Raw genomic sequence first — 24,869 nt, forward strand, 5'->3', positions numbered from 1 at the left:
AACTCATCACTGTCGCCGGCGCAAACCGGCTGGATGATCTTGGCTGAAAGGGGTTCTTGTCAGGCTCTCGACGTCCAACCTCGTGTCCCGGGCTCTGAAGTCCGGGTCGGTGTCCGTGTCGCTCTGACTCGACAAAAGTTACGGGAGCGAGAACGCAAGAGCAAATCGCCAGGTCACGCATTCAGCCGGCGCACAACGCCCCTGGTCAGGACTCGACCCGCATCGAAAACTTCGGCCCGGAAGGCACTTTCGCGAACTGTGACGCCGCACACTCACCTCGCACCGGCTCCCGGCCCATCCCCCGAATGCACCGAAGGGCGCCTCCCCCGCATCAGCGAGAAGTGGCGCCCTTCGAGAAGGATGAACGTGTGCGGCTGTCAGTCGGCGTCCGTCACCCGGACGATGTCGCCGCCGAGCGCGGATAGCTTCTCCACGAACAGCGGATAGCCCCTGTCGATGTGGTAGACGTCGTGGACCTCGGTGGTTCCGTCCGCCACCAGTGCGGCCAGCACCAGACCGGCGCCGGCCCGGATGTCGGACGACCACACCGGCGCGCTCGACAACCGGTTGATCCCGCGCACCACCGCGTGGTGTCCGTCCGTCCGGGCATCGGCTCCGAGCCGGATCATCTCCTCGACGAAGCGGAACCGTGCCTCGAAGACGTTCTCGGTGATCATCGACGTTCCGTCCGCGATCGCGGCGAGTCCGATCGCCATCGGCTGCAGGTCCGTCGGGAACCCCGGGAATGGCAGCGTCGCGAAGTTCACCGCCGTCGGGCGGGACTCCTGCACCACCCGGAAGCCGTCCGGCTCGGACGTGACCTGCGCGCCCGCGGTTCGCAGCTTGTCCAGCACCAGCGACAGGTGCTTCGGGTTCACCCCGCGCACCCGGACGTCGCCACGGGTCATGGCAGCGGCGATCCCCCAGGTCGCGGCGACGATCCGATCGCCGATGACCCGGTGGGTGACGGGCTCGAGGCGACTCACGCCCTGGATCGTCAGCGTCGAGGACCCCGCACCCTCGATCCGGGCACCCATCCGCGTCAACAGGTTGCACAGGTCGACGATCTCGGGCTCACGTGCGGCGTTGTCGATCACCGTCTCCCCGGTGGCCAGCACCGCGGCCATCAGGATGTTCTCGGTGGCACCGACAGACGGGAAGGCCAGCCGGATCTTGGCGCCGTGCAGTTCGTCGGCCTCCGCGACCAGGCAACCGTGCTGGATCTCGCTGCGCGCGCCGAGCAGGGCCAGGCCGGTCTGGTGCATGTCCAGCGGCCGCGACCCGATCGCGTCGCCGCCAGGCAGCGCGACCACCGCGCGCCGACACCGCGCCACCAGCGGACCGAGCACACAGACGGACGCCCGGAACTGGGTCACCGCGGGGAAGTCGGCGTGGTACTTCGGCTCGGCCGGCGTCGTGATCCGGACCTCGTCGCCGTCGATGACGACGTCGCAGCCCAGTCCGCGCAGCACCTCCGCCATGTACGGCACGTCGAGGATGTCGGGGCAGTTGCTGATGACGGTGGTGCCCTCGGCCAGCAGCGCCGCGGCCATCAGCTTGAGCACGCTGTTCTTAGCGCCACCCACCGAGACCTCACCGGTCAGTCTGTTGCCACCGGTGACAAGAAAGCGTTCACTCACAGTCCGACAGCCTAGTCAGTTTCCCGGCCTCCCGATGCCGCCCCGGTAGCGTGGCGGCATGGCAGTCCACCTCACCCGCATTTACACCCGTACCGGCGACGACGGCACGACCGGGCTCAGCGACTTTTCCCGGGTCTCGAAGAACGATCCCCGGCTGATCGCGTACGCCGACTGTGACGAGGCCAACGCCTGCATCGGCGTGTCGATTGCGCTCGGAAACCCGAGCGCCGACATCGCCTCGGTCCTGCAGCAGATCCAGAACGACCTGTTCGACGCGGGCGCCGACCTCTCGACCCCGATCGTCGCGGATCCGAAGTACCCACCGCTGCGGGTCACCGCGGAGTACGTCACCCGACTCGAGGGCTGGTGCGACGAGTTCAACGAGCGGCTGGACCCGCTGAACTCCTTCATCCTGCCGGGCGGCACGGTGCTCGCGGCGCAGCTGCACGTCGCACGGACGGTGACGCGGCGGGCGGAGCGGGCGGCCTGGGCGGCGGTCGACGCCAGCCCCGAGGACACCAGTGCGCTGCCGGCCAAGTACCTCAACCGGCTCTCGGATCTGTTGTTCATCCTCGGCCGGATCGCCAACCCCGACGGCGACGTGCTGTGGCGGCCCGGTGCGGGCGGCGCCGCCACCGACGCCTGACCCCACACACGAAGAAACCCCGACCGGATCCGGTCGGGGTTCTTTTTTCTGCGGCGCGTCGGGTGTCAGACGGGCCGGCCACGCATCGAGCGGCCGTCCGGGCGCGCCTCGACCCAGGACAGGAATGCGGTGAGGGCGCCGCGGTCGAGTGCGACCTCGAAACTGCAGTCGCCGTCGAGGACGGAGAGGATCGTGATCTCGTCGGTCATGATGTCGAACTCGGTGTCGCAGGGCCTACGCCGCTTCCCCAGCTCGATGCCCTGACGGGCCAACCGGAAGTCCGGTCCCGGCCGCAGGCTCGAGAGCTTGAAGAAGACGAGGGTGTTGTCGCCGTACCGGATCACGCCGTGCCGCCAGCCGGCACCGGCAGCCGCGGGCGTCACCCGCAGGATCGCCGCGGTCCCACCGCGGCGCAACACGCTCAGCCGGTACACGAAAGCCGCGACGAGGGCCGCGAGCAGCACAACCAGAATGATCAACGCAGTCATCCCGAATGTCACTGTTCGTCGGCTCCCGTCGCGGCTTTACTCGAGTAACTTACGCGCGCTCGACAGCCCGGAGCTGACCCTTGGCGACCGCAATCGCCTCGAGGTCTTCCGAGTTCTCCGCCAGCACGGCCTTGGCCGCGTCGACGTCGATGTCCTGTGCCATGTCCGCGGACTCGGCCAGGATCGTCACCGTCGTGGCCGTCACGGAGAGGAATCCACCGTGAACCGCGGCAACGACGCGCTCGCCGTCGACCGACGTGATCGAGACGGTGCCACCCTCGATGAGCTGACCGAGAACCGGCTCATGCCCAGGCATGATGCCGATCTCACCCTCGGTCGTCTGAGCGCTCACGAGCGTCGCCGCACCCGACCACAGTCGTCGCTCGACGGCGACGAGCTCTACGGTCATCTCAGCCATCGCGGACTACTTCCCGGCCATCTTCTTGGCTGCAGCCTCGACGTCGTCGAGTCCGCCGCAGCTGTTGAATGCCTGCTCCGGAAGGTGATCGAACTCGCCCTTGCAGACGCGGTCGAAGGCCTCGATGGTGTCGCGCAGCGGCACGACCGAGCCCTTCTCGCCCGTGAACTTCTCGGCGACGATGAAGTTCTGGCCGAGGAACTTCTGGATACGACGGGCGCGACCGACGAGGATCTTGTCCTCTTCCTGAAGCTCGTCCATACCCAGAATTGCGATGATGTCCTGCAGTTCCTTGTACTTCTGCAGGATCCGCTTGACCTCGTTGGCGACGCGGAAGTGCTCCGCACCGACAATGCTCGGCTCGAGGATGCGCGAGGTCGAGCTCAGCGGGTCCACAGCGGGGTAGATACCCATCTGCGAAATCGGACGCGAGAGCTCGGTGGTCGCATCGAGGTGCGCGAACGTCGTGGCCGGCGCCGGGTCGGTGTAGTCGTCGGCGGGCACGTAGATCGCCTGCAGCGAGGTGATCGAGCGGCCACGGGTCGAGGTGATGCGCTCCTGGAGCTCACCCATCTCGTCCGCGAGCGTGGGCTGGTAGCCCACGGCCGACGGCATACGACCGAGGAGGGTGGAAACCTCGGAACCTGCCTGCGTGAAGCGGAAGATGTTGTCGATGAACAGCAGCACGTCCTGGCCCTGAACATCGCGGAAGTACTCCGCCATGGTCAGTGCGGACAGGGCGACGCGCATACGCGTTCCCGGCGGCTCATCCATCTGGCCGAAGACAAGGGCGGTGTCCTGGAGGACGCCCATCTCTTCCATCTCGAGGTGGAGGTCGGTGCCCTCACGGGTCCGCTCGCCAACGCCTGCGAACACCGAGGTGCCGGAGAACTCGCGGGCGATACGGGTGATCATCTCCTGGATCAGAACGGTCTTGCCGACGCCGGCACCACCGAACAGACCGATCTTGCCGCCCTTGACGTACGGGGTCAGCAGGTCGATGACCTTGATGCCGGTCTCGAGGATCTCGGTCTTGCCCTCGAGCTGGTCGAAGGCTGGGGGCTTGCGGTGGATGCCCCACTGCTCGCCGTCGCGGCCGAGGCCCGGGGTGTCGAGGCAGTCACCGAGGGCGTTGAACACGTGGCCCTTGACGACGTCACCGACGGGAACCGAGATCGGCTTGCCCGAGTCGGTCACTGCAGTGCCGCGAACCAGGCCGTCGGTGGGCTGCATGGAGACGGTGCGGACCAGGTTGTCGCCCAGGTGCTGCGCAACCTCGAGCGTCAGCGTCTTGGCGACCGAGGGAAGCGTGATCTCGGCGTTCAAGGCGTTGAACAGTTCCGGCACAGCGCCACGCGGGAATTCAACGTCCACGACGGGACCGATGACCCGCACGACGCGGCCGGCCACGGCCGAAGCCGAACCCGCCCCGTTGTTTTCGGTTACTGCTGCGGTCATGTGCTAGTCACTTCCTGCGCTCGAGGCGAGCGCGTTGGCGCCGCCGACGATCTCGCTGATTTCCTGGGTGATCTGGGCCTGGCGAGCCTGGTTGGCCTGACGGCTCAACGTGTTCACCAGTTCGTTTGCGTTGTCCGTCGCGGCCTTCATGGCGGTACGACGAGCGGCCGACTCCGATGCCGCAGCATCGAGAAGCGACGAGAAGATACGCGTGCTGACGTACTTCGGGAGGAGAGCGCCGAGAAGCTTCTCGGGCTCCGGCTCGAAGCTGAAGTCCGCGACGGGACCATTGCTGTGGTCGTCGTCGTGGCCGTTGGTCAGCATGTCGTCACCGAGCTCGATGTGCTCCTCGGACACGGACACCTCGAGCGGCGCCATCCGGCGAACCTCGGGGGTCTGCGTCAGCATCGACACGAAGCGGGTGTAGACGATATGGAGCTCGTCGACGCCCTCGATCGTGCCTTCGCCGTTCGCAGCGGCAATCTGGCTGCCCGAACCCGCCATGAACAGCTCCACCAGGTGGCGGCTGGCCTTCGCAGCATCCGAGTAGCCCGGATCCTGCGAGAAGCCCGTCCACGCGGCACCGATGTCGCGGCCACGGAACGAGTAGTAGCCGAGCCCCTTGGAACCGAGCACGTAGACGACCGGCTCCTTGCCCTCGCTGCGGAGCAGAGCCATCAGCTCTTCTGCCTGCTTGAGGACGTTGGAGTTGTAGCCACCACACATGCCGCGGTCACTGGTGACAACGAGCACCGCAGCCCGCTTGGGCTCCGGACGCTCGTTGAGCAGCGGGTGATCGAGCGAAGCAGACGCACTCGCCAATTCGGTGAGTACCTTCGTGATCTCCTCGGCGTACGGCTTGGACGCGGCGACGCGAACCTGAGCCTTCGTGATGCGCGAAGTCGCGATCAGTTCCTGCGCCTTGGTGATCTTCTTGGTCGAGTTGACCGACTTGATACGAGACCGCAATTCGAGAATGCTTGCCATCGATCGATCACTCTCCCTTCGTGATTCGCAGAGTCATGGGCGCGTCCGTCACTTGCTGACGGTCTTGCGCTTGACGTTGATCTGCTCGTTCTCGACCTCGTCGGCGCCCAGCGCGTCTGCCTCGGCCTCGTTCACAACCCGGCTGCCGTCGGAGGCGAGGAAGCCCTGCTTGAACTTGTCGGTCGCGGCGATCAGCGCAGCAGCGTTGTCGGCATCGAGTGCCTTGCCGCCGTTGATGCTGGAGTAGACGTCCGCAGCCGAGTGCTTGAGGTCCTCGAGCAGTTCCTTCTCGAAGCGACGGACGTCGCCGATCGGGACGCTGTCGAAGGTGCCCTCGCCGGCGAGGTAGATCGAGATGATCTGGTCCTCGACGGGGATCGGGCTGTACTGGTCCTGCTTGAGCAGCTCGACCAGACGGGCACCGCGCTCGAGCTGAGCCTTGGAGGCCGCGTCGAGGTCGGATGCGAAGGCGGAGAACGCCTCGAGCTCACGGAACTGAGCCAGCTCCAGACGCAGCGAGCCGGAAACCTTCTTCATGCCCTTGGTCTGCGCAGCGCCACCGACTCGGGAAACCGAGATACCGACATTGATCGCGGGGCGAACGCCCTTGTTGAACAGGTCGGACTCGAGGAACACCTGACCGTCGGTGATCGAGATCACGTTGGTCGGGATGTACGCCGAGACGTCGTTGGCCTTGGTCTCGATGATCGGCAGCGCGGTGAGCGAGCCACCACCGAGGGCGTCGGACAGCTTCGCCGAACGCTCCAGCAGACGGGAGTGCAAGTAGAAGACGTCACCGGGGTACGCCTCGCGGCCCGGCGGGCGACGCAGCAGCAGCGAGATGGCGCGGTACGCCTCGGCCTGCTTGGTCAGGTCGTCGAACACGACCAGGACGTGCTTGCCCTGGTACATCCAGTGCTGGCCGATGGCCGAGCCGGTGTACGGAGCGAGCCACTTGAAGCCGGCGGAGTCAGAGGCCGGGGCGGCGACGATGGTGGTGTACTCCATCGCGCCCTTCTCCTCGAGGGCAGCCTTGACGCCCGCGATGGTGGAGCCCTTCTGACCGATGGCCACGTAGATGCAGCGGACCTGCTTCTGCGGGTCGCCGGAATCCCAGTTGGCCTTCTGGTTCAGGATCGCGTCGATGCAGACCGCGGTCTTGCCGGTCTTGCGGTCGCCGATGATGAGCTGGCGCTGGCCGCGGCCGATCGGGGTCATGGCGTCGATGGCCTTGATACCGGTCTGCAGCGGCTCTTCGACCGGCTGGCGCTCGAGCACCGAAGCAGCCTGCAGCTCGAGGGCACGGTTCTCGGTGCTCTCGATCTCGCCGAGGCCGTCGATGGGTGCACCCAGCGGGTCGATGACACGGCCGAGGAAGGCGTCGCCGACGGGAACCGACAGAACGTCGCCCGTGCGCTTGACTTCCTGGCCCTCTTGGATGTTCTGGTAATCGCCCAGGATGACGGCACCGATTTCGGTGGCATCCAGGTTCAGCGCGACGCCGACGATTCCACCGGGGAACTCCAACAGTTCGTTGGACATAGCCGAAGGCAGGCCAGAGACGTGCGCAATGCCGTCACTGGTGTCGGTCACTGTGCCGACCTCCTCACGGGAGGCCTCCGGGGAGTAGCTCGCGGTGTAGTTGTCGATCGCGCTACGGATCTCGTCGGAGGAGATCGTCAGCTCCGCCATGTTTTTCCTGCTCTCGGTGTCTGGTCTTCGAAAAGATCTGGAGTATGGGTTCGGCTGAAGGACTACTTGAGGTTCTTCCGCAGTGCTGCGATTCGACCCGCTGCACTGCCGTCGATAACCTCGTCGCCCACCCGGACGACCAAGCCGCTAAGGAGTTCTGGATCGACCTCGACGTGCACTGCAACCGGCTTCCCGTAGGTGCGGGTAAGAGTGCTGGCCAAGCGATCCGACTGCTCCGCGCTCAACGCCGAAGCGCTGCGAACGTGAGCAACGGTGGTATCGCGCTGCGCTGCGGCAAGGTTCGACAGCTGATCGAAAGTGTCTGCGGGTGCAGACTTCAGCCGGCCGACGGCCTGCCCGGCGAGTGCCTCGGTGACCGCGGTGACCTTGCCGTAGAGCAAGCGGGAGAGGAACTCACGCTTGCGGGCGGCGGGAACCGACAGATCCGAGAGCGTCTGCTCCAGGCTGGAGTCCCCTGCCACGATGCGGCCGAGACGGAAGAGCTCGTCCTCAACGGTGTCCAGCTGGCCCTGATCGGCTGCGGCGCGAAGCAGAGCCTCGCGGCCGAGCAGTTCGAGCGAGCTGACCAAGTCGCGGGCCGCAGACCAGTCCTGGCCGGCAGCTGCCTTCACGGTGGCGAGCGCCTCGGCGCCCACCTTTCCGGAGAACAACTGCTCTGCCAGAGCCTGACGACCCGCAGCCGGTGCCGAAGCGTCAGCCAGCGCGCCACGAAGAGCGCGCTGGCCGTCGAGTACCTCGACCACCGAGAAGAGCTCGGACCCAGCCTGCGCAGCGGCCGCAGTCGCGGCTCCTGCAGAGACTGCGCCCAGGGCGCTGCTCAGCGCAGAACGAGTCTGCGCCAAGGCTTCACGGCTCGCTGCGTACATGCTGCTCACTTCCTGGCTGAATCAACGCTGACGGCGTCGAGCTCGTTGAGGAACCGATCAACCGTTCCGGCGCGCTTCACGTCGTCGGCGAGGGACTCCCCGATGACCTTCTCGGCCAGGTCCACAGCCGTCTTGCCGAGATCCGAACGGAGCTCGGTGACGATCTGCTGACGCTGGGCGACGAGCTGGCTGTGGCCTGCGGCCACGATGCGATCGCTCTCGTCCTGCGCCTGAACCTTCATGTCAGCGATGATCTGCTGACCCTGGACACGCGCTTCCTCACGGATCTGCGCGGCCTCGGTACGGGCCTCGGCAAGCTGCGCGCGGTACTGCTCGAGCGCATCCTTTGCCTCTGCCTGAGCCTCTTCGGCCTTCTTGATCCCGCCCTCGATCTGCTCGGTGCGTTCGGCCAGAACCTTCTGGAACATCGGAAGAACGAACTTCCAGAAGACCAAACCGACAACGACGAGGCAGACGATGGACCATACGATGTCGTACGTCGCGGGCAGCAGGGGGTTGTGAACTTCACCCTCAGTTGCCGCGAGCAGAGTAATGGTGGCTGCCATGTCGGTCTCTTAGAAAATGAAGCCGGCGACAAGGCCGATCAGCGCGAGGGCCTCGGTGAATGCAATACCGAGGAACATCGTGGTGCGAACCTGTCCGGCCATCTCCGGCTGACGGACCATGCCCTCGATCGCCTTACCGACGACGATGCCGATGCCGATGCCGGGGCCGATCGCTGCGAGGCCGTAGCCGACTGCACCAAAACCCTTGTTGGTGATGGTCTGCTCGGCAACTTCCTGCGCAAGGTAAGCGACGCTCATGGTGTTCCGTTCCCTTTCTGTTGACCTACGCCGGTTTCGGCGAGGCTCAGTTCGTGGTGTAGCTGGTAAGGAGGTGTGTGGGTCAGTGCTCTTCGGCGTGCAGCGCGAGGTCGATGTAGACCGCGGCCAGCAGCGCGAACACGTAGGCCTGCAGGACGATGACCAGCAGTTCGAAGAACGTGAAGGCAATGCCTGCGGCCAGGGACGCGACGCCGAAGATCGCCTCGAAGCCGCCGTTGAGGATGAAGAAGTTCGACGCGCCCAGGAACAGCACCAGCAGGATGTGGCCGGCCAACATGTTGGCCATGAGACGAACCATCAGCGTGAACGGTCGCAGGACGAAGGTCGAGATGAACTCGATCGGGATCAACAGGAAGTGCAGGGGCAGCGGCACACCCGGCACCACGACGCTGCTCTTCACGTACTTGAAGAATCCGTACTTCTTGATTCCCACGTAGTTGAAGACGATGTACGCCAACGCCGCGAGGACCAGCGGCATGCCGATGCGGGCGTTGGGCGAGATGTTCAGGAAGGGAATGATCGCGGAGGCGTTGCTGGCGATCACGAGGAAGAAGATCGTCGTGATGACCGGCAGGAATCGCTTCCCCTGCTCCTTGCCGAGAACGTCTTCGGCGATCTGAATTCGCACGAAGTCGAGTGCAATCTCGGCGACGTTCTGCAGTCCCCGCGGAACCAGGCGCGGACTGCGCATGGCGATCGCGAAGAACGCTGCGACCAGGACCGACATCAGGATGCGGATGAGCATCAGTCGGTCGAGCTCGAAGGGGCCCGCGTGAATCAGCACGGACTCGGGGAAAAAATCGTCTAGTGACGGCGCATGGAATTCCACGGCGGCCAGGGTGGTGACGCTCAGCGTTCTCTCCCGTAGTCGGTCCCCAGCCATCATTGACTGCGGTTCGATCGGACATTGACGAAACAAGTCGACAAGGTCGGCTCGCGTATTCGCCAGTTGCTGTGGCCCCGTGGGGCCGTGCGTCTGTCGGTGTCGGCGGACTGTCGTCGACTCGGCGGCCACACCCCGACGTTCCGTCACGCCCCGGAAGGGCATGTCGACATCATCGTTCGAGGCCACCTGCGCGGTTGCGGAACGGCGCAGAACTTACCTGAACTGTGCCGTGCCTACCCTCGCTTGGGCATGACCCTACCAAGACAACTGGGAGATTGTGTAGACAGGGTCCGTCAAGCTGGCATTACTACTGGTTGTCGTACTACTTTCCGTCGGAATCGGGGTCCCCCGCGTCGGGTACGACATAAGGGGCACGCGTCTTGAGCAGCCCGTAGGTCTCGGCCCCCAGCACGATGACCAGCGCGAGCACCATGACGATGACCAGCGCGCCCTTGCTGTAGAAGTCCATCCCCTTGAGGGTGCCCAGCACGAGCACCGCGAGGATCATCTTGAGCAGCCAGCTGCCGAGCAGGACCGCGCCGGAGGTGGTCGGCGGAAGCTTCTCGGTGAACAGCACGGCCAGTGCCGTGCAGAGCACGAAACCGCCGCCGACGGCGACACCGATCAACGCCCCCCACAGCCCGGGCAGGCCGGCCACCAGGGTCGCCACAATCGAGCCGACCACCGCGAGGGCAATCAGCCCGGCGGTGCCGTAGCGCACCGCGGCGCGCAGCGGCGCGGACTGGGCGGGCACTGGGTTCGTAGAGGAAGTCACGCCCGAAAGCCTAGCTGGCTACGCCTGCCGGTCCCGATCCCCACCGTGCTCGCGCTGCACCCGCAACGACGGGACGGCGGTGACGACCAACGCGAAGACCAGCCCGCCCGCGACCAACAGGACCACGAGCCTGCGGTCGATCAACGCCGAGCCGACGGCCCCGAAGGCCAGCACTCCGACCCACAAGTAGATGAGCAGCACCACCCGACGGTGCGAGTGACCGATCTGCAGCAGCCGATGGTGCAGGTGCATCTTGTCCGGGCTGAACGGACTGCGCCCGGCCATGGTCCGGCGGACCACCGCGAGCAGCAGGTCCAGGACCGGAATGAACATCACCGCGCCCACCAGCAGCAGCGGGGTGAGCAGGCCGAGGATGTCGCGGGAACCGTAGGCGTTGAGCGAGATCCGCCCGGACGCGCTGGTCGAGATCGCGGCCAGCATCAGCCCGATCAGCATGGAGCCGGAGTCGCCCATGAAGATCCGGGCCGGATTGAAGTTGTGCGGCAGGAACCCGAGGCAGGCACCCGCCAGGGCGGCCGCGAGCATGGCCGGCGGGTAGGCGCTCACGTCGCCGCCCTGCTCGTGCAGCAGCCCGACCGAGAAGACGCAGATCGCCACGGAGGAGATCAGCCCGAGCCCCGCCGCCAGGCCGTCGAGGCCGTCGACGAAGTTCATCGCGTTGATCATCACCACCGCGACCAGCACGGTGAACAGGCCGGCCTGGAGCTGGTCGAGGATCAGCGTGCTGCCGCCACCCCACGGCAGGTACAGCGCGAACCAGCTCACGCCCATCACCACCAGCACGCCCGCGGCGGTGACCTGGCCGACGAACTTGGTCAGCGCGTCCAGGCCCCACCGGTCGTCGACGACCCCCACGAGCACGATCAGCAGCCCCGCGACCAGGGCCGCCGGGATGTCCTTGGTGTTGTACTCGAATCCCCGGGCCAGCGCGGGTAGCTGCTGGGCGAAGATCAACGCCGCCGCGAAACCGAGGTACATGCCGATCCCGCCGAGACGCGGGGTCGGGGTGACGTGCACGTCGCGATCACGCGGCACCGCGACGGCACCGAACCGGAGCGCGAGCACCCGCACCACACCGGTGGCCAGGAAGGTCACGACGGCGGCGGTGAAGAGCACCAGCAGCAGTTCCCGCAGTGGGACGCCGGCTCCGCGGTTGGCCTGGGCCACGAGCGCCGCGCCGGCCAGCAGCGCGGAATCGTCGGCGATCACGTCGACGACGGTACCCGCAGGTGCATGCAGTTCATCCCGCCGCGCCCGGCCCGAGGAGGGACTCCACCGGGACGCCGAGAACCTCGGCGATGGCCGCCGCCGGCACCGCGCCCTCGCGCAGGATCCGCGGCTCGTCCGCGGTCAGGTCCACGATCGTCGACGCCACGGCGTGGTCGGCGGGGCCGCCGTCGAGGTAGACACCGACCGCCGACCCGAGCTGGCTGCGTGCCTGTTCGACCGTGCTGGCCGGGGCGTGGCCGGAGAGGTTCGCGCTGGAGACCGCGAGCGGTCCCACCTCGCGGAGCAACTCGATCGCGACCGGATGCAGTGGCATCCGCAGCATCACCGTGCCACGGGTGTCCCCGAGGTCCCAGGCCAGCGAGGGCGCCTGCTGCACAACGAGACTCAGTCCGCCGGGCCAGAAGGCCCGGATGAGTTCGCGCGCCTGCGGGCGGACCGCGAACACCAGCCCGTCGATGGTGTTCCAGGACCCGACCAGCACCGGGACCGGCATGTCCCGGCCGCGCCCCTTGGCGCGCAACAGGCTGGCGACGGCCTCGCCGTCGAAGGCGTTGGCGGCCAGGCCGTAGAGGGTGTCGGTGGGGATCACCACCAGCCGCCCCGCGTTGAGTGCGTGGGTGGCGGCGGTGATGCCAGCCGCGCGCATATCGGTATCCCGGCAGTCGTACACAGTGCTCACCCCGTCATCCTTCCACTCGCGTGATTGCGGCCGAAGCGAGCCCACCGCACACGGCGTCGGACCCGGCCGCGTCGGGTCACCGGCGCCGCGCCGCCTCGGCCTCCGTGGCGACCCGTCGGGCCACCACGAACCGCGGCTTGCCTGCGAGATCGGCGTGCTCGGCCACCTCGCCGAAGACCCGGCGCTGGTCGAGCATCGCCGCCAGCGCGGAGCCGTTGCTGTCGTCGTGCTCGATGGCCAGCGCCCCGTCGATCCGCAGCCAGCGGGCGATGTTCGAGACCATCGGGGTGATCACCGACAACCCGTCCGGCCCACCGAACAACGCGAGTGCCGGATCGTGGTCCGCCACCTCGACGTCGAGTTGTGCGGCCTCGGGGATGTACGGCGGGTTCGAGACCACCAGGTCCACCCGACCCTCCAACTCGGCGAGCAGGGCGCGGTCGGTGACGTCACCCTGGTGCAGCGCGATCGGGGTGTCGCCGTCCCGGGCCCGGGTGTCGGCGTTGCGCCGCGCCCAGGCCAACGCCTTCGGGTCCAGTTCCACCGCGTGCACCACCGCGTCGGGGCGGGCGTGTGCGATCGCCAACGCCAGGGCCCCCGAACCGGTGCACAAGTCCAGGACCACCGGACGCTGCCCGGCGGTGCCCTCGAGCTTGGCCAGCGCCCAGGCCAGCAGCAGTTCGGTCTCCGGGCGCGGCACGAACACCCCGGGGCCAACCTGGAGGTCGATCTCCCCCATCGAGGCCACTCCGGTGATGTGCTGCAACGGAATTCGCTCGGCACGCCGGGCGACCAGACCGCGGTACCTCTCGATCACCTCGGGGTCGACCAACGGCACCAGCCCGAGTCGGGTTCGCTCGACACCGACGACGTGGGCGGCGAGCAACTCCGCGTCGACGCGCGGGCTGTGCACCCCGGCCTCTTCGAGGAGACGGGTGGCTTCGAGGATCGCTAGGCGAAGGGGTTGACGGCTCACCCGGTCAGCCTGCCAGGCGCCGATGCGTTTGGCACAGCCGTCACGAACCGGACACGTACCGATCACGTGTCGCGACGGCGCTCGCCGGTGCGGATACGGTCGAGCTGTCGGGACACAAGGAAAGGGAATCTCATGAACAGGTCAAGGTCCGTCTTCCGCCTCGCCGCCGTGTCGGCCGCCGCGAGCGCCGCGATGCTCGCCGCCCCCGCCCTGGCGTCCGCGGCACTGATCGACGTCCAGCCCACGGCGCTGCTCTGCAAGAGTGGCATCGCCCCGGTCCAGTCCCTCACGCACGCGGACCAGGAGGCCATCGAACCCGACGACCTGCTGTTCGTTGTCAACGAGCAGGGCAAGTCGGGCCCCAACGTCAACTGGATCAACATCAACACCGGCGAGACCGGGGCCGACGTCATGTCCCCGACGGAGGGCATCTTCAACGCACCTGCGGTACTCGTCGAACCCGAGGGCGGCACCGCGATCTCCGCCGTGTGGGGCATGTACGAGAACGCCAAGGGCGAGAACTGCTTCCTGCTGCCCGGGATCGACATCAGCCAGCTGGCGGGCGAGCCCGACGACTGACCCCTGCGGGGCGGCCCGGCCGGTTCCGTCACCGGCCGCACAGGTCACTCGGCCGCGAGCCGGGCCTCCCGGTCGGACTTGCCCAGCGCGTCGAGCAACGCGTCGAGGTCGCCGTCGAGCACCGCGTCGAGGTTGTGCGACTTGAAACCGATGCGGTGGTCGGTGATCCGGTTCTCCGGGAAGTTGTAGGTCCGGATGCGCTCGGACCGGTCGACGGTACGCACCTGGCTCTGACGTCCGGCCGACGCCTCGTCCGCGGCGGCCTCCTCCGCGGCGGCCTGCAGCCGGGCGGCGAGCACCTGCATCGCGCGCGCCTTGTTCTGCAGCTGCGAGCGCTCGTTCTGACAGGTCACGACGATGCCGGTGGGCAGGTGGGTGATCCGGACCGCGGAGTCGGTGGTGTTGACGCCCTGGCCGCCCTTGCCGGACGAGCGGTACACGTCGATGCGCAGATCGGTCTCGTCGATCTGCACCTCCTCCACCTCGTCGGGCTCGGGGTAGATGAGCACGCCTGCGGCGGAGGTGTGCACCCGGCCCTGCGACTCGGTCACGGGCACCCGCTGCACGCGGTGCACGCCGCCCTCGAACTTGAGCCGGGCCCACACGCCGTCGCGGGTGTCGCCCTTCGACTTGATCGAGATGGTCGCGTCCTTGTATCCGCCGAGGTCCGAGATGGTGGCGTCGAGCACCTCCACCCGCCAGCCGTGCCGCTCGGCGTAGCGGACGTACATCCGGGCCAGGTCGGAGGCGAAGAGTGCGGACTCCTCGCCGCCCTCCCCCGACTTGACCTCGAGGACCACGTCGTCGCCGTCGTGCGGGTCGCGGGGGGCGAGCAGGTCCGTCAGTGCGACGTCGAGCGCGGCGACCGTGGTCTCCAGCTCGGGCAGCTCGGCGGCGAAGCTGGAGTCGTCGGCGGCCAGTTCACGGGCGGCCTCGAGATCCTCGCGGGCGGTCTGCAGCTTGGTGATCGTCGCCATCACCGGAGCGAGCTCGGCGAACCGCTTGCCCACTCGGCGGGCAGCGGCGGGGTCGTTGTGCAGCGACGGGTCGGACATCTGCTGCTCGAGGCCCGAGTATTCGGCCAGGATGTCGTCGATGGCCGACGGCCGGGTGTTGCCCGCCATGGTTCGCTCCGCTCGTAAGGGTGATCTCGCGTGTCGAGTCTTTCTCGCACAAAAAAGCCGACGCCCGGCCTGTGTGAACACAGAACGGGCGTCGGCGGTGAAGCTAGCTGTCGGCGTCGGCCTTCTTGCCGGCGCGCTTGCCGTAGCGAGCCTCGAAGCGCGCAACGCGTCCACCGGTGTCGAGGATCTTCTGCTTGCCGGTGTAGAACGGGTGGCACTGCGAGCAGACCTCGACGTTGATCCGTCCGGACTCCTTGGTGCTGCGGGTCTCGAACGTGTTACCGCAACCGCAGACGACGGTGGTCGCCACGTAGTTGGGGTGAATTCCTGCCTTCATGGTGTCCCTTTCAATGGTCGCCGGGTCGCCCTCGCCACTCGAGGACGTGAACCGGAACCGGACATGGTTTTGCTCGTTCGCGGCGGTTGCCGTGAGACGCGAGGGTTGATTCTGCCAGAGCAGCCCACGTTGTCCTAAACGGCCCCGGCGCGAATTCTGTTCCCGCATCCGCACGACGGTGCCGTGCGGATGCGGGCCGCGACTAGTCGTCGCCCATGGCTCCCGGCGCGGTCTTGGAGACCTCCATCAGGAACTCGATGTTGCTCTTCGACTTCTTGAGCCGATTGACGAGCAGGTCGATGGCCTGGTGGGTGTCGAGACCCGAGAGCACGCGGCGCAGCTTGTGCACGACCGCGAACTCGTCCGGGTTCATCAACAGTTCGTCCTTGCGGGTGCTGGACATGTTGACGTCGACCGCGGGGAACACCCGACGCTCGGCGATCTTGCGGTCGAGCTTGAGCTCGGCGTTGCCGGTGCCCTTGAACTCCTCGAAGATCACCGTGTCGCCGGTCGAACCGGTCTCGACCAGCGCGGAGGCGATGATCGTCAGCGAGCCGCCGTTCTCGATGTTGCGGGCCGCACCGAGGAAACGCTTCGGCGGGTACAGCGCGGTCGAGTCGACGCCACCGGAGAGGATGCGTCCCGACGCGGGCGAGGAGTTGTTGTACGCGCGCCCCAGTCGGGTGATCGAGTCCAGCAGCACGACCACGTCGCGGCCGTTCTCGACCAGGCGCTTGGCCCGCTCGATCGCGAGCTCGGCGACCGCCGTGTGGTCTCCCGGCGGGCGGTCGAAGGTGGAGGCGATGACCTCACCCTTGACCGAGCGCTGCATGTCGGTGACCTCTTCCGGACGCTCGTCGACCAGGACGACCATCAGGTAGCACTCGGGATTGTTGGTGGCGATGGCGTTCGCGATGTCCTGGATCACCGTCGTCTTGCCCGCCTTCGGGGGCGAGACGATCAACGCGCGCTGTCCCTTGCCGATCGGCATGACCAGATCGATGACGCGGGTGGAGATGATGTTCGGCGTGGTCTCGAGCCGCAGCCGCTGGTTCGGGTACAGCGGGGTCAGCTTGCCGAACTCGGGGCGACGCTTGGCCGCCTCCACGTCGCCACCGTTGACGGAGTCGATGCGGACCAGCGGGTTGAACTTCTGACGCTGGCTGGAACCGGGCGCCTCGCCCTCGCGGGGGACGCGGACCGCGCCGGTCACCGCGTCACCGCGACGCAGGCCGTTCTTGCGGATCAGGTTCATCGACACGTAGACGTCGTTCGGACCGGCCAGGTAACCGGAGGTCCGCACGAAGGCGTAGTTGTCGAGCACATCGAGGATGCCGGCGACCGGCTGCAGGATGTCGTCGTCGCGGAGCTCGGGCTCGCGGTTGTCCATGCCGCCGCCGCTCTCGCCGCGGTCACGCCCACGACGACGCTCGCGGACGCGACGGCCGCGACGGCCGCGGCCCTCGCCCTCGTCGTCGCCGCCCCGGCTGTCATTGCGCGGGCCGTTGTTGCCCTGGTTGCGCTCGCCACCCTGCTGGTTGCGGTCGCCCTGCTGGTTGCGGTCACGACGGCCGCGCTCACCGCGCTCGCCACCCTGGTTGCGCTCGCCACCCTGGTTGCGCTCGCCACCCTGGTTGCGCTCGCCACCCTGGTTGCGCTCGCCACCCTGGTTGCGGTCGCCACCCTGCTGATTGCGCTCGCCACCCTGGTTGCGCTCGCCCTGCTGGGCCTGGCTGGACTCGCCCTGCTCCGTGGCCTCGCCCTGCTCGCCGGAGCCGGCAGGCCGCGAGGCGCCGCGGCGCTGACGACCGCGACGGCCGCCCTGCTCCCCGTCGCCCGACTGCTCGCCACCTGCGCGGCTGGGCTCCGACGCCTGGACCGGCGCGCTCTCGCGGGCCGGGGCCTCGGCGGTCGCCGGGGACTCGGTACGCGTGGGGGCCTCGACCCGAGCTGCCGCCGGAGCGGACTCGGGGGCCGACGCCTCGACCCGGGCCGGAGCCTCGGTCTTGACGGCCTTGGCCTCGGCGGGAGCGCTTCCGCCCTGACGATCCTTGATGGCAGCGATCAGGTCGCCCTTCCGCATACCGGAGGTGCCCTTGATGCCGAGTTCCCCGGCGAGCCCACGCAGTTCGGCGAGCACCATTCCGGACAGCCCGGCGCCGCGGCGAGCATCGGCGCGCTTCGTGGAGGCGGCCACGGCGGGCGCCGAAGCTGAAGTGAGTGAAGATCCGCTCGTCGCACTCGTCGCGGCGGAGGCCGCAGCATCGAGTTGAGGAGGAGCGATCAGTTCCGTATCGGTCACGGAGATCCTTTCCTTCCCTCGCTCGCACGCGCAGAGTCGAGGGTTCGTCCCGAAGATCAGCTCAATGGCTGAGTTCGGATGTGCCGGACGTGTTCGCTGGATGGAACTTTCGGCTCGTTCGCCCCCGTGGCCCCGCAAGCAGGCACGTTTGCAATCCATCACCGCAGAAAATTCGCGAGAGGAGCAAGCCAGGAGCAGGAACTCCACAATTCGACGCTTCCGGGATACGGAGAGCTCCGGACTTCGGGAGTTGATTTGCCCTGGTAGAGCACCGGCGACTGACGCGCACGATGGGCGGACAATGCCCACAATAGCTGTCAAGCCATTGCTCGGCAAGGTTCACGCAATTCGGTGTGCCGCGTGCCACCGCTGTCCGGCGTCCGCGCCGGCCACCTCGACGGGTGGACCGGACGCGGACGGGAGATCAGTGGACCTGGACGCCGTCCGCGACCTCGAGGTCGAGGACGACCATTCCTTCGGCCTCCGCCGCCAGGCGCAACTCGTCCGGCAGCGGCTGCTTCGCCAGTGCCAGCACCGTCGGACCGGCACCGGAGACCACCGCGGCGATGCCGTGCTCGCGCAGCAACGCGACCCACCGGGTGGTCAGCGGCAGCGCCGCCGCCCGCTGGCTCTGGTGCAGACGGTCCTCGGTCGCCGCCATCAACAGCTCGGGTCGCTCGGTCAGCGCCACCACGGCCAGCGCCGCCCGGCTCACGTTGAACGCGGCGTCGGCGTGCGGGACCAGCTCCGGCAGCAGGCTCCGGGTCAGCGCGGTGGACGAGTGCTCGGCGGGCACCAGTGCCACGATCCGGATGTCCGGGTGCACCTCGAGGCGCGTGGCGAAGAACTGACGCGGCTCGCCGGTCTCCGACGGCTCCTCGTACCAGGAGACCACCGCGCCGCCGAGCACGCTCGCCGAGGCGTTGTCCGGGTGCCCCTCGAACTCGGAGGACAGCTGCACCAGCTGCGCCTGACTCAGGGCCAGCGCCGGGTCGAGCTTGGAGACCAGCCCGTTGGCCGCCGCGAGGCCGCCGACCGCCGCCGAGGCGGACGATCCGAGTCCGCGCGAATGCGGAATCACGTTGCGGCAGTAGACGTCCAGTCCGCCAACCCAGACGCCGGCGACCTCAAGGCCGCGTTCGATGGCGCGCACGACCAGGTGCGAGGGACCGCACGGCACGTCGTCGGCCCCCTCGCCCTCGACCCGCACGGTCAGCCCCGCCTCGGTGGTGGTGACCGTGATCTCGTCGAAGTAGCCCAGCGCCAGACCCAGCGTGTCGAACCCGGGCCCGATGTTGGCCGTCGACGCGGGCACCCGCGCGGTGACCGTCAGCCCGGCCGGCAACGTCTGCGTCATCACGCCCTCTTCGATCCGCGGCATACCCACTAAACCAGCTCGAGCGACCGGGCCACCGCCACCGGGTCAACCGGAATGGGCTGCACCGCAGGCATTCCCGCCAACGCCGTGTCCGGGTCCTTGAGCCCGTTACCGGTCACCGTGCACACCACGGTGAGTCCGGAGTCCAGCCAACCCTCCTTGCGCGCGGCCAGCAGACCGGCCACGGACGCCGCGGAGGCGGGCTCGACGAAGACACCCTCGGTACGGGCGATGAGCCGGTACGCCTCGAGGATCTCCTCGTCGGTGGCGGACCGGAACGCGCCGCCGGACTGCTCCTTGGCGCTGACCGCACCGTCCCACGAGGCGGGCGAACCGATCCGGATCGCGGTGGCGATGGTCTCGGGGTTGGAGACCGGGTGGCCGAGGACGAGCGGGGCGGCACCGGCGGCCTGCACGCCGAGCATCCGCGGGCGCACCGAGGTGATGCCGTCCGCGAAGTACTCGGAGTAGCCGCGCCAGTACGCGGTGATGTTGCCGGCGTTGCCGACGGGCAGCGCGTGCACGTCGGGCGCCTTGCCGAGCGCGTCGCAGATCTCGAACGCGGCGGTCTTCTGACCCTCGATCCGGACCGGGTTGACGGAGTTGACCAGGCCGATGGTCGGGAACTCCGCGGTGGTCTTGCGGGCCAACTCGAGGCAGTCGTCGAAGTTGCCCTGCACCTGGATGATCTTGGCGCCGTGCATCACGGCCTGGGCCAGCTTGCCCATCGCGATCTTGCCCTGCGGCACCAGCACCGCGCAGGTCATGCCGGCGACGGCGGCGTACGCGGCGGCCGAGGCCGAGGTGTTGCCGGTGGAGGCGCACAGCACGGCCTTCTGGCCGCGGGCCAGGGCGTCGGTGACCGCCATGGTCATGCCGCGGTCCTTGAACGAGCCGGTGGGGTTGAGGCCCTCGACCTTGAGGTAGACGTCGCACCCGGTGAGCTCCGAGAGGTGCCCGGCGGGCAGCAACGGCGTGCCGCCCTCGCGCAGGGTGATCGTCTTCCAGTTCTCGCCGATCGCGAGCCTGTCGCGGTACGCCTCGATCAGTCCGGGCCAGGGCTTGTGGACGGGCGTGTGCGTGCGGGGGCTATTCACTGGAACCTTCCAATCGGAGAACGCTGGTGATGGCGGTGACGAATTCGAGCTTGGCAAGGGCGGCAACGGTTTCCGACAGGTCCGCGTCACTCGCCCAGTGGGTGACGACGATCAGACCGGCGCCGTCGCCGGAGCCTTCCTGTCGCACCGTGGAGATGCTGACGTCGTGCTTGGCGAACTCCGCGGCAACCGCGGACAGCACGCCGGCGCGGTCGGCGACCTGCATGTTGACGTAGTAGCGGGTGGGGATCTCGCCGATCGGTGCGATCTTGAGGTCCGCGTACTTCGACTCCCGGGGGCCGCGGCCGCCGTGAACCTTGTTGCGCGCGGCCATCACCAGGTCGCCCATGACGGCCGACGCGGTGGGGGCGCCGCCCGCGCCCTGGCCGTAGAACATCAGGCGGCCGGCGTTCTCGGCCTCGACCACGACGGCGTTGAACGCGCCGTTGACGGTGGCCAGGGGGTGGTCACGGGGCACCAGCGCCGGGTAGACCCGGGCCGAGATGCGCTCCTCGCCGTCGCCGTTGGTGACCCGCTCGCACATCGAGAGCAGCTTGATCGTGCAGCCCAGGGCCTTGGCCGCGTCCAGGTCCGCCGAGGTGATCTTCGAGATGCCCTCGCGGTAGACGTCGGCCGCGGTGACGCGGGTGTGGAACGCGATCGACGCGAGGATCGCCGCCTTGGCAGCCGCGTCGAAGCCCTCCACGTCCGCGGTCGGGTCCGCCTCCGCGTAGCCGAGCCGGCCCGCCTCGGCCAGGGTGTCGGCGTAGTCCGCACCGGTCTCGTCCATCGCGGAGAGGATGAAGTTGGTGGTGCCGTTGACGATTCCGGCGACCTTGGTCACCCGGTCCCCCGCCAGCGACTGCGTCAGCGGACGGATCACCGGGATGGCCCCGGCGACCGCGGCCTCGAAGTACAGGTCCGCACCCGCCTTCTCGGCGGCCTCGGCGAGCTCGCCGGTGTAGTCCGCCAGCAGCGCCTTGTTCGCCGTCACCACGGACTTGCCCGCGTTGAGCGCGGACAGGATCTGCTTGCGGGGCACCTCGATGCCACCGATCACCTCGACGACGATGTCGACGTCGTCGCGGGCGACGAGCGAGTCCGCGTCGGTGGTCAGCAGCTCGGCCGGGACCCCACGGTCACCCTCGGTGCTGCGTACCGCGATGCCGCGCAACACCAGGGGTGCGCCGACGCGGGACTCGAGCTCCTGGGCGTGCTCGCGCAGGATCCGCACGACCTCACTGCCCACGTTGCCGAGGCCAAGGACCGCCACACCGATCGCGGCGGCACCGTTCGGTTCAGTCATGTTGCCGTACCTCCAAGCTGAGCAGATCTTCCACTGTTTCCCTGCGTAGGACGAGTCGGGACTGACCGTCGCGGACCGCGACCACTGCGGGTCGGGTCAACAGGTTGTAGCGGCTGGACATCGAGTAGCAGTATGCGCCAGTGGCGGCAACGGCGAGGAGATCTCCCGCGTTGACGTCCTCCGGCATCCAGGTGTCGCGGATGACGATGTCACCGCTCTCGCAGTGCTTCCCGACCACCCGGGCGACGACCGGTTCGGCCTCACTCTCCCGTGAGACCAGCCGGACGTCGTACTCGGCCTGGTAGAGCGAGGTGCGGATGTTGTCGCTCATCCCGCCGTCCACGCTCACGTATCGCCTGGTGGCGGCGCCGTCCAACCGGACGTCCTTGACGGTGCCCACCTCGTAGAGGGTCACCGTGCCGGGACCGGCGATCGCGCGTCCGGGCTCGACCATCAGGGTCGGCACCGCCAGACCTGCCGCGGCCGACTCGTCCGCGACGATCTTCGCCAGCTTCGCCGCGAGCTCGTCGACCGGCGGCGGGTTGTCGCTCGGCAGGTACGAGATGCCCAGGCCGCCACCGAGATCGACGATCGAGACCTGCGCGGCACGCTCGGTGCCGAACTCGTCCTCGATCTGCCGCAGCATGCCGATCACCCGGTGCGCGGCCAGCTCGAAGCCGTCCACCTCGAAGATCTGCGAGCCGATGTGGCTGTGCAGGCCGACCAGTCGCAGGTTCTCCGTCTCGAATACCCGCCGCACCGCGTCCATCGCCGCACCGCCGGAGAGCGAGAAGCCGAACTTCTGGTCCTCGTGCGCGGTCGCGATGAACTCGTGGGTGTGCGCCTCCACGCCCACGGTGACCCGGATCAGGACTTCCTGGACCTCGCCGAGTTCACGGGCGACGGCGTCGAGTCGATCGATCTCCTGCATCGAGTCCAGCACCACGTGACCGACCCCGGCCGAGACCGCCGAGCGCAACTCGGAGACCGACTTGTTGTTGCCGTGCATGGTGACCCGTTCGGCGGGGAAGCCGCCGTGCAGCGCGACCGTCAGCTCGCCGCCCGACGCGACGTCCATCGACAGCCCCTCGTCGGCGACCCAGCGGGCGATCTCGCTGCACAGGAACGCCTTCGACGCGTAGTGCACCCGGTCCGCACCACCGAAGGCGCGCGCCATGTCCCGGCACCGGGAGCGGAAGTCGTCCTCGTCGATCACGAACAGCGGGGTGCCGTACTCCTCGGCCAGCTCGGTGACCGGTACGCCCGCGAGGCGCACGACGCCGTCCGCACCCCGGTCGGCGTTCCGCGGCCACACCGCCTCGGGCAGGTCGGTCGCCTCGGCGCCCGCGGCAGGTCGCGGCGGGAGCCCGGGGGCGTGCGGGATCTCGGCGTGCCGGGGCCCGGCCGGATGCGCGCTCACATCCGCTCCGGTGCGCTGACGCCGAGCAGTGCCAGGCCGTTGGCGAGGGACTGACGGGCCGCACCGCAGAGCGCCAGTCGCGCGGTGTTCAGATCGCCCGCCACCTCGTCGCCCATCGGCAGCACGCGGCACTCGGAGTAGAAGCGGTGGTAGGCGCCTGCCAGTTCCTCGAGGTACCGGGCGATGCGATGCGGTTCGCGCAGGTCGGCGGCGGCCGTCACCACCTTGGGGAAGTCACCGATCGTTCGGATGAGATCGCCCTCCCGGTCGTGGGTCAACAGTTCCAGCTTCGGATTGTCGGTGGCCAGGCCCAGTTCTGCGGCGTTTCGGGCCAGCGACGCCAGGCGGGCGTGCGCGTACTGCACGTAGTAGACCGGGTTCTCGCTCGTGGTGCTGGCCCAGAGCTCGAGGTCGATGTCCAGGCTCGAGTCCACCGAGGAGCGGATCATCGCGTACCGGGCGGCGTCGACGCCGATCGCCTCGACCAGGTCGTCGAGGGTGATCACGGTGCCTGCCCGCTTGCTCATCTTCACCGCGGCGCCGTCACGCACCAGGTTCACCATCTGCCCGATCAGCACCTCGACGGTGTCCGGGTCGTCGCCGAACGCGGCGGCGGCGGCCTTGAGCCGGCCGATGTAGCCGTGGTGGTCGGCACCGAGCATGTAGATGCACAGGTCGAAGCCGCGCGAACGCTTGTCCTGGAAGTAGGCGATGTCGCCGGCGATGTAGGCGGCGTTGCCGTCGGACTTGATGACGACGCGGTCCTTGTCGTCACCGAAGTCGGTGCTCTTGAGCCACCAGGCGCCGTCCTCCTCGTAGAGGTTTCCGCTGGTCTTGAGGGTGGCGACGGCCTTCTCCACCGCGCCCGACTCGAACAGCGAGTTCTCGTGGAAGTAGACGTCGAACACGACGCCGAACTCCTTCAGGGTCCGCTTGATGTGGTCGAACATCAGCGCCACGCCGACGGAGCGGAAGGCCTCGAGCTGCTCGTCGGCGTCCAGGCTCAGCGCGTCGGGGCGCTGCTCGAGCACGGTGGCCGCGATCTCCGAGATGTACGCACCGGCGTAGCCGTCCTCGGGCGCGGGCTCACCCTTGGCCGCGGCGATCAGCGAACGGGCGTAGCGCTCGATCTGCGCGCCGTGGTCGTTGAAGTAGTACTCGCGGGTGACGTCGGCGCCCTGCGCCGAGAGGATGCGGCCGAGCGCGTCGCCGACCGCGGCCCAGCGGGTGCCACCGAGGTGGATGGGGCCGGTCGGGTTCGCTGAGACGAACTCGAGGTTGATCCGTCGACCGGCCTGGGCTGCCGACGTGCCGTAGGCCGCGCCCGCTTCGATCACCTTGGCGACGATCGCGCCCTGTGCGGCGGCGGCCAGCCGGATGTTGAGGAATCCGGGGCCGGCCACCTCGGCCGTCTCGATGCCCTCGGCGGCCGTCAACGCCTCCGCCAGCCAGGTCGCCAGGTCGCGCGGATTGACGCCGGCCTTCTTGCCGACCTGCATGGCGACGTTGGTCGCGTAGTCGCCGTGCTCCGGGTTGCGCGGGCGCTCGACGGCCAGGGTCGCGGGCAGCACGGCGGCGTCCAGCCCGTGCGAGGTGAGGACCTCCGCGGCGGTCGCGCGCAGGAGTTCGGCAAGATCAGCAGGAGTCACAGGTACATATCCTATGGTCTGCCGGTTCAAAGCCTGCGCTCAGGCACAG

The 24,869-nt window shown here is 68.1% G+C and carries 24 protein-coding genes; 2 read left to right on the plus strand and 22 right to left on the minus strand.

Annotated features, from left to right (window positions below):
* Positions 1–377 precede the first annotated feature (377 nt).
* Positions 378–1,640, minus strand: a complete 1,263-nt coding sequence (gene murA, locus ACFO6S_RS18670; RefSeq protein ID WP_378419476.1) for a UDP-N-acetylglucosamine 1-carboxyvinyltransferase — start codon at positions 1,638–1,640, stop codon at positions 378–380.
* A 58-nt stretch (positions 1,641–1,698) separates the two neighbouring features.
* On the opposite strand from murA, the gene ACFO6S_RS18675 reads away from it, so the two are divergent.
* Complete coding sequence (locus ACFO6S_RS18675; protein WP_378419477.1) at positions 1,699–2,286, plus strand: cob(I)yrinic acid a,c-diamide adenosyltransferase; 588 nt, start codon at positions 1,699–1,701, stop codon at positions 2,284–2,286.
* 65 nt (positions 2,287–2,351) lie between these two features.
* On the opposite strand, the gene ACFO6S_RS18680 is transcribed toward ACFO6S_RS18675, so the two are convergent.
* From ACFO6S_RS18680 to prmC, 13 genes are all read right to left on the minus strand, one after another.
* Positions 2,352–2,774, minus strand: a complete 423-nt coding sequence (locus ACFO6S_RS18680; protein ID WP_378419478.1) for a DUF2550 domain-containing protein — start codon at positions 2,772–2,774, stop codon at positions 2,352–2,354.
* 49 nt (positions 2,775–2,823) lie between these two features.
* Complete coding sequence (locus tag ACFO6S_RS18685) at positions 2,824–3,192, minus strand: F0F1 ATP synthase subunit epsilon (protein WP_378419479.1); 369 nt, start codon at positions 3,190–3,192, stop codon at positions 2,824–2,826.
* A 6-nt stretch (positions 3,193–3,198) separates the two neighbouring features.
* Positions 3,199–4,650: a F0F1 ATP synthase subunit beta gene (gene atpD / locus ACFO6S_RS18690; RefSeq protein ID WP_378419480.1), complete on the minus strand. Its 1,452-nt coding sequence runs from the start codon at positions 4,648–4,650 to the stop codon at positions 3,199–3,201.
* Between the two features lie 3 nt (positions 4,651–4,653).
* Positions 4,654–5,637 carry a F0F1 ATP synthase subunit gamma gene (locus ACFO6S_RS18695; RefSeq protein WP_378419481.1) on the minus strand — a complete coding sequence of 328 codons (984 nt, stop codon included), beginning with the start codon at positions 5,635–5,637 and terminating at the stop codon, positions 4,654–4,656.
* A gap of 48 nt (positions 5,638–5,685) precedes the next feature.
* Positions 5,686–7,329 carry a F0F1 ATP synthase subunit alpha gene (atpA, locus tag ACFO6S_RS18700; RefSeq protein ID WP_378419482.1) on the minus strand — a complete coding sequence of 548 codons (1,644 nt, stop codon included), beginning with the start codon at positions 7,327–7,329 and terminating at the stop codon, positions 5,686–5,688.
* A gap of 62 nt (positions 7,330–7,391) precedes the next feature.
* Positions 7,392–8,216: a F0F1 ATP synthase subunit delta gene (locus ACFO6S_RS18705; RefSeq protein ID WP_378419640.1), complete on the minus strand. Its 825-nt coding sequence runs from the start codon at positions 8,214–8,216 to the stop codon at positions 7,392–7,394.
* 5 nt (positions 8,217–8,221) lie between these two features.
* Positions 8,222–8,782: a F0F1 ATP synthase subunit B gene (locus ACFO6S_RS18710; RefSeq protein WP_378419483.1), complete on the minus strand. Its 561-nt coding sequence runs from the start codon at positions 8,780–8,782 to the stop codon at positions 8,222–8,224.
* Positions 8,783–8,791: 9 nt separating this feature from the next.
* Positions 8,792–9,040 (minus strand): ATP synthase F0 subunit C, encoded by a 249-nt coding sequence (locus tag ACFO6S_RS18715; RefSeq protein WP_378419484.1) that lies wholly within the window; start codon positions 9,038–9,040, stop codon positions 8,792–8,794.
* An 82-nt stretch (positions 9,041–9,122) separates the two neighbouring features.
* Positions 9,123–9,947 (minus strand): F0F1 ATP synthase subunit A, encoded by an 825-nt coding sequence (gene atpB, locus ACFO6S_RS18720; protein ID WP_378419641.1) that lies wholly within the window; start codon positions 9,945–9,947, stop codon positions 9,123–9,125.
* A 322-nt stretch (positions 9,948–10,269) separates the two neighbouring features.
* A complete protein-coding gene (locus ACFO6S_RS18725) occupies positions 10,270–10,722 on the minus strand; it encodes a hypothetical protein (protein ID WP_378419485.1) in 453 nt (150 codons plus the stop codon).
* 18 nt (positions 10,723–10,740) lie between these two features.
* A complete protein-coding gene (locus ACFO6S_RS18730) occupies positions 10,741–11,952 on the minus strand; it encodes a glycosyltransferase family 4 protein (RefSeq protein WP_378419486.1) in 1,212 nt (403 codons plus the stop codon).
* A gap of 31 nt (positions 11,953–11,983) precedes the next feature.
* Positions 11,984–12,652: an L-threonylcarbamoyladenylate synthase gene (locus ACFO6S_RS18735; RefSeq protein WP_378419487.1), complete on the minus strand. Its 669-nt coding sequence runs from the start codon at positions 12,650–12,652 to the stop codon at positions 11,984–11,986.
* A gap of 76 nt (positions 12,653–12,728) precedes the next feature.
* On the minus strand, positions 12,729–13,628 hold the full coding sequence (gene prmC, locus ACFO6S_RS18740) for a peptide chain release factor N(5)-glutamine methyltransferase (RefSeq protein ID WP_378419488.1): 900 nt from the start codon (positions 13,626–13,628) through the stop codon (positions 12,729–12,731).
* 132 nt (positions 13,629–13,760) lie between these two features.
* On the opposite strand from prmC, the gene ACFO6S_RS18745 reads away from it, so the two are divergent.
* Positions 13,761–14,207 (plus strand): hypothetical protein, encoded by a 447-nt coding sequence (locus ACFO6S_RS18745; RefSeq protein WP_378419489.1) that lies wholly within the window; start codon positions 13,761–13,763, stop codon positions 14,205–14,207.
* A gap of 44 nt (positions 14,208–14,251) precedes the next feature.
* On the opposite strand, the gene prfA is transcribed toward ACFO6S_RS18745, so the two are convergent.
* The 8 genes from prfA to argS form a co-directional block, all read right to left on the minus strand.
* Positions 14,252–15,331, minus strand: coding sequence for a peptide chain release factor 1 (gene prfA, locus ACFO6S_RS18750; RefSeq protein WP_378419490.1), 1,080 nt, complete (start codon positions 15,329–15,331; stop codon positions 14,252–14,254).
* A gap of 103 nt (positions 15,332–15,434) precedes the next feature.
* Positions 15,435–15,668 (minus strand): 50S ribosomal protein L31, encoded by a 234-nt coding sequence (rpmE, locus tag ACFO6S_RS18755; protein ID WP_378419491.1) that lies wholly within the window; start codon positions 15,666–15,668, stop codon positions 15,435–15,437.
* A gap of 202 nt (positions 15,669–15,870) precedes the next feature.
* Positions 15,871–17,970 (minus strand): transcription termination factor Rho, encoded by a 2,100-nt coding sequence (gene rho, locus ACFO6S_RS18760; protein WP_378419492.1) that lies wholly within the window; start codon positions 17,968–17,970, stop codon positions 15,871–15,873.
* A 424-nt stretch (positions 17,971–18,394) separates the two neighbouring features.
* Complete coding sequence (gene thrB / locus ACFO6S_RS18765; RefSeq protein WP_378419642.1) at positions 18,395–19,327, minus strand: homoserine kinase; 933 nt, start codon at positions 19,325–19,327, stop codon at positions 18,395–18,397.
* Between the two features lie 29 nt (positions 19,328–19,356).
* Positions 19,357–20,445, minus strand: coding sequence for a threonine synthase (gene thrC, locus ACFO6S_RS18770; RefSeq protein ID WP_378419493.1), 1,089 nt, complete (start codon positions 20,443–20,445; stop codon positions 19,357–19,359).
* Positions 20,438–21,751 carry a homoserine dehydrogenase gene (locus ACFO6S_RS18775; protein ID WP_378419494.1) on the minus strand — a complete coding sequence of 438 codons (1,314 nt, stop codon included), beginning with the start codon at positions 21,749–21,751 and terminating at the stop codon, positions 20,438–20,440. The genes thrC and ACFO6S_RS18775 overlap by 8 nt, the downstream gene beginning before the upstream one ends.
* Positions 21,744–23,171 carry a diaminopimelate decarboxylase gene (gene lysA, locus ACFO6S_RS18780; RefSeq protein ID WP_378419495.1) on the minus strand — a complete coding sequence of 476 codons (1,428 nt, stop codon included), beginning with the start codon at positions 23,169–23,171 and terminating at the stop codon, positions 21,744–21,746. The genes ACFO6S_RS18775 and lysA overlap by 8 nt, the downstream gene beginning before the upstream one ends.
* Positions 23,168–24,820, minus strand: a complete 1,653-nt coding sequence (gene argS, locus ACFO6S_RS18785; RefSeq protein ID WP_378419496.1) for an arginine--tRNA ligase — start codon at positions 24,818–24,820, stop codon at positions 23,168–23,170. Before argS ends, lysA begins: the two co-directional genes overlap by 4 nt.
* Positions 24,821–24,869 lie beyond the last annotated feature (49 nt).

This window comes from Rhodococcus kronopolitis (assembly GCF_042654025.1).
In the GTDB taxonomy this organism is placed as follows: Bacteria; Actinomycetota; Actinomycetes; order Mycobacteriales; family Mycobacteriaceae; genus Rhodococcus_G; species Rhodococcus_G kronopolitis.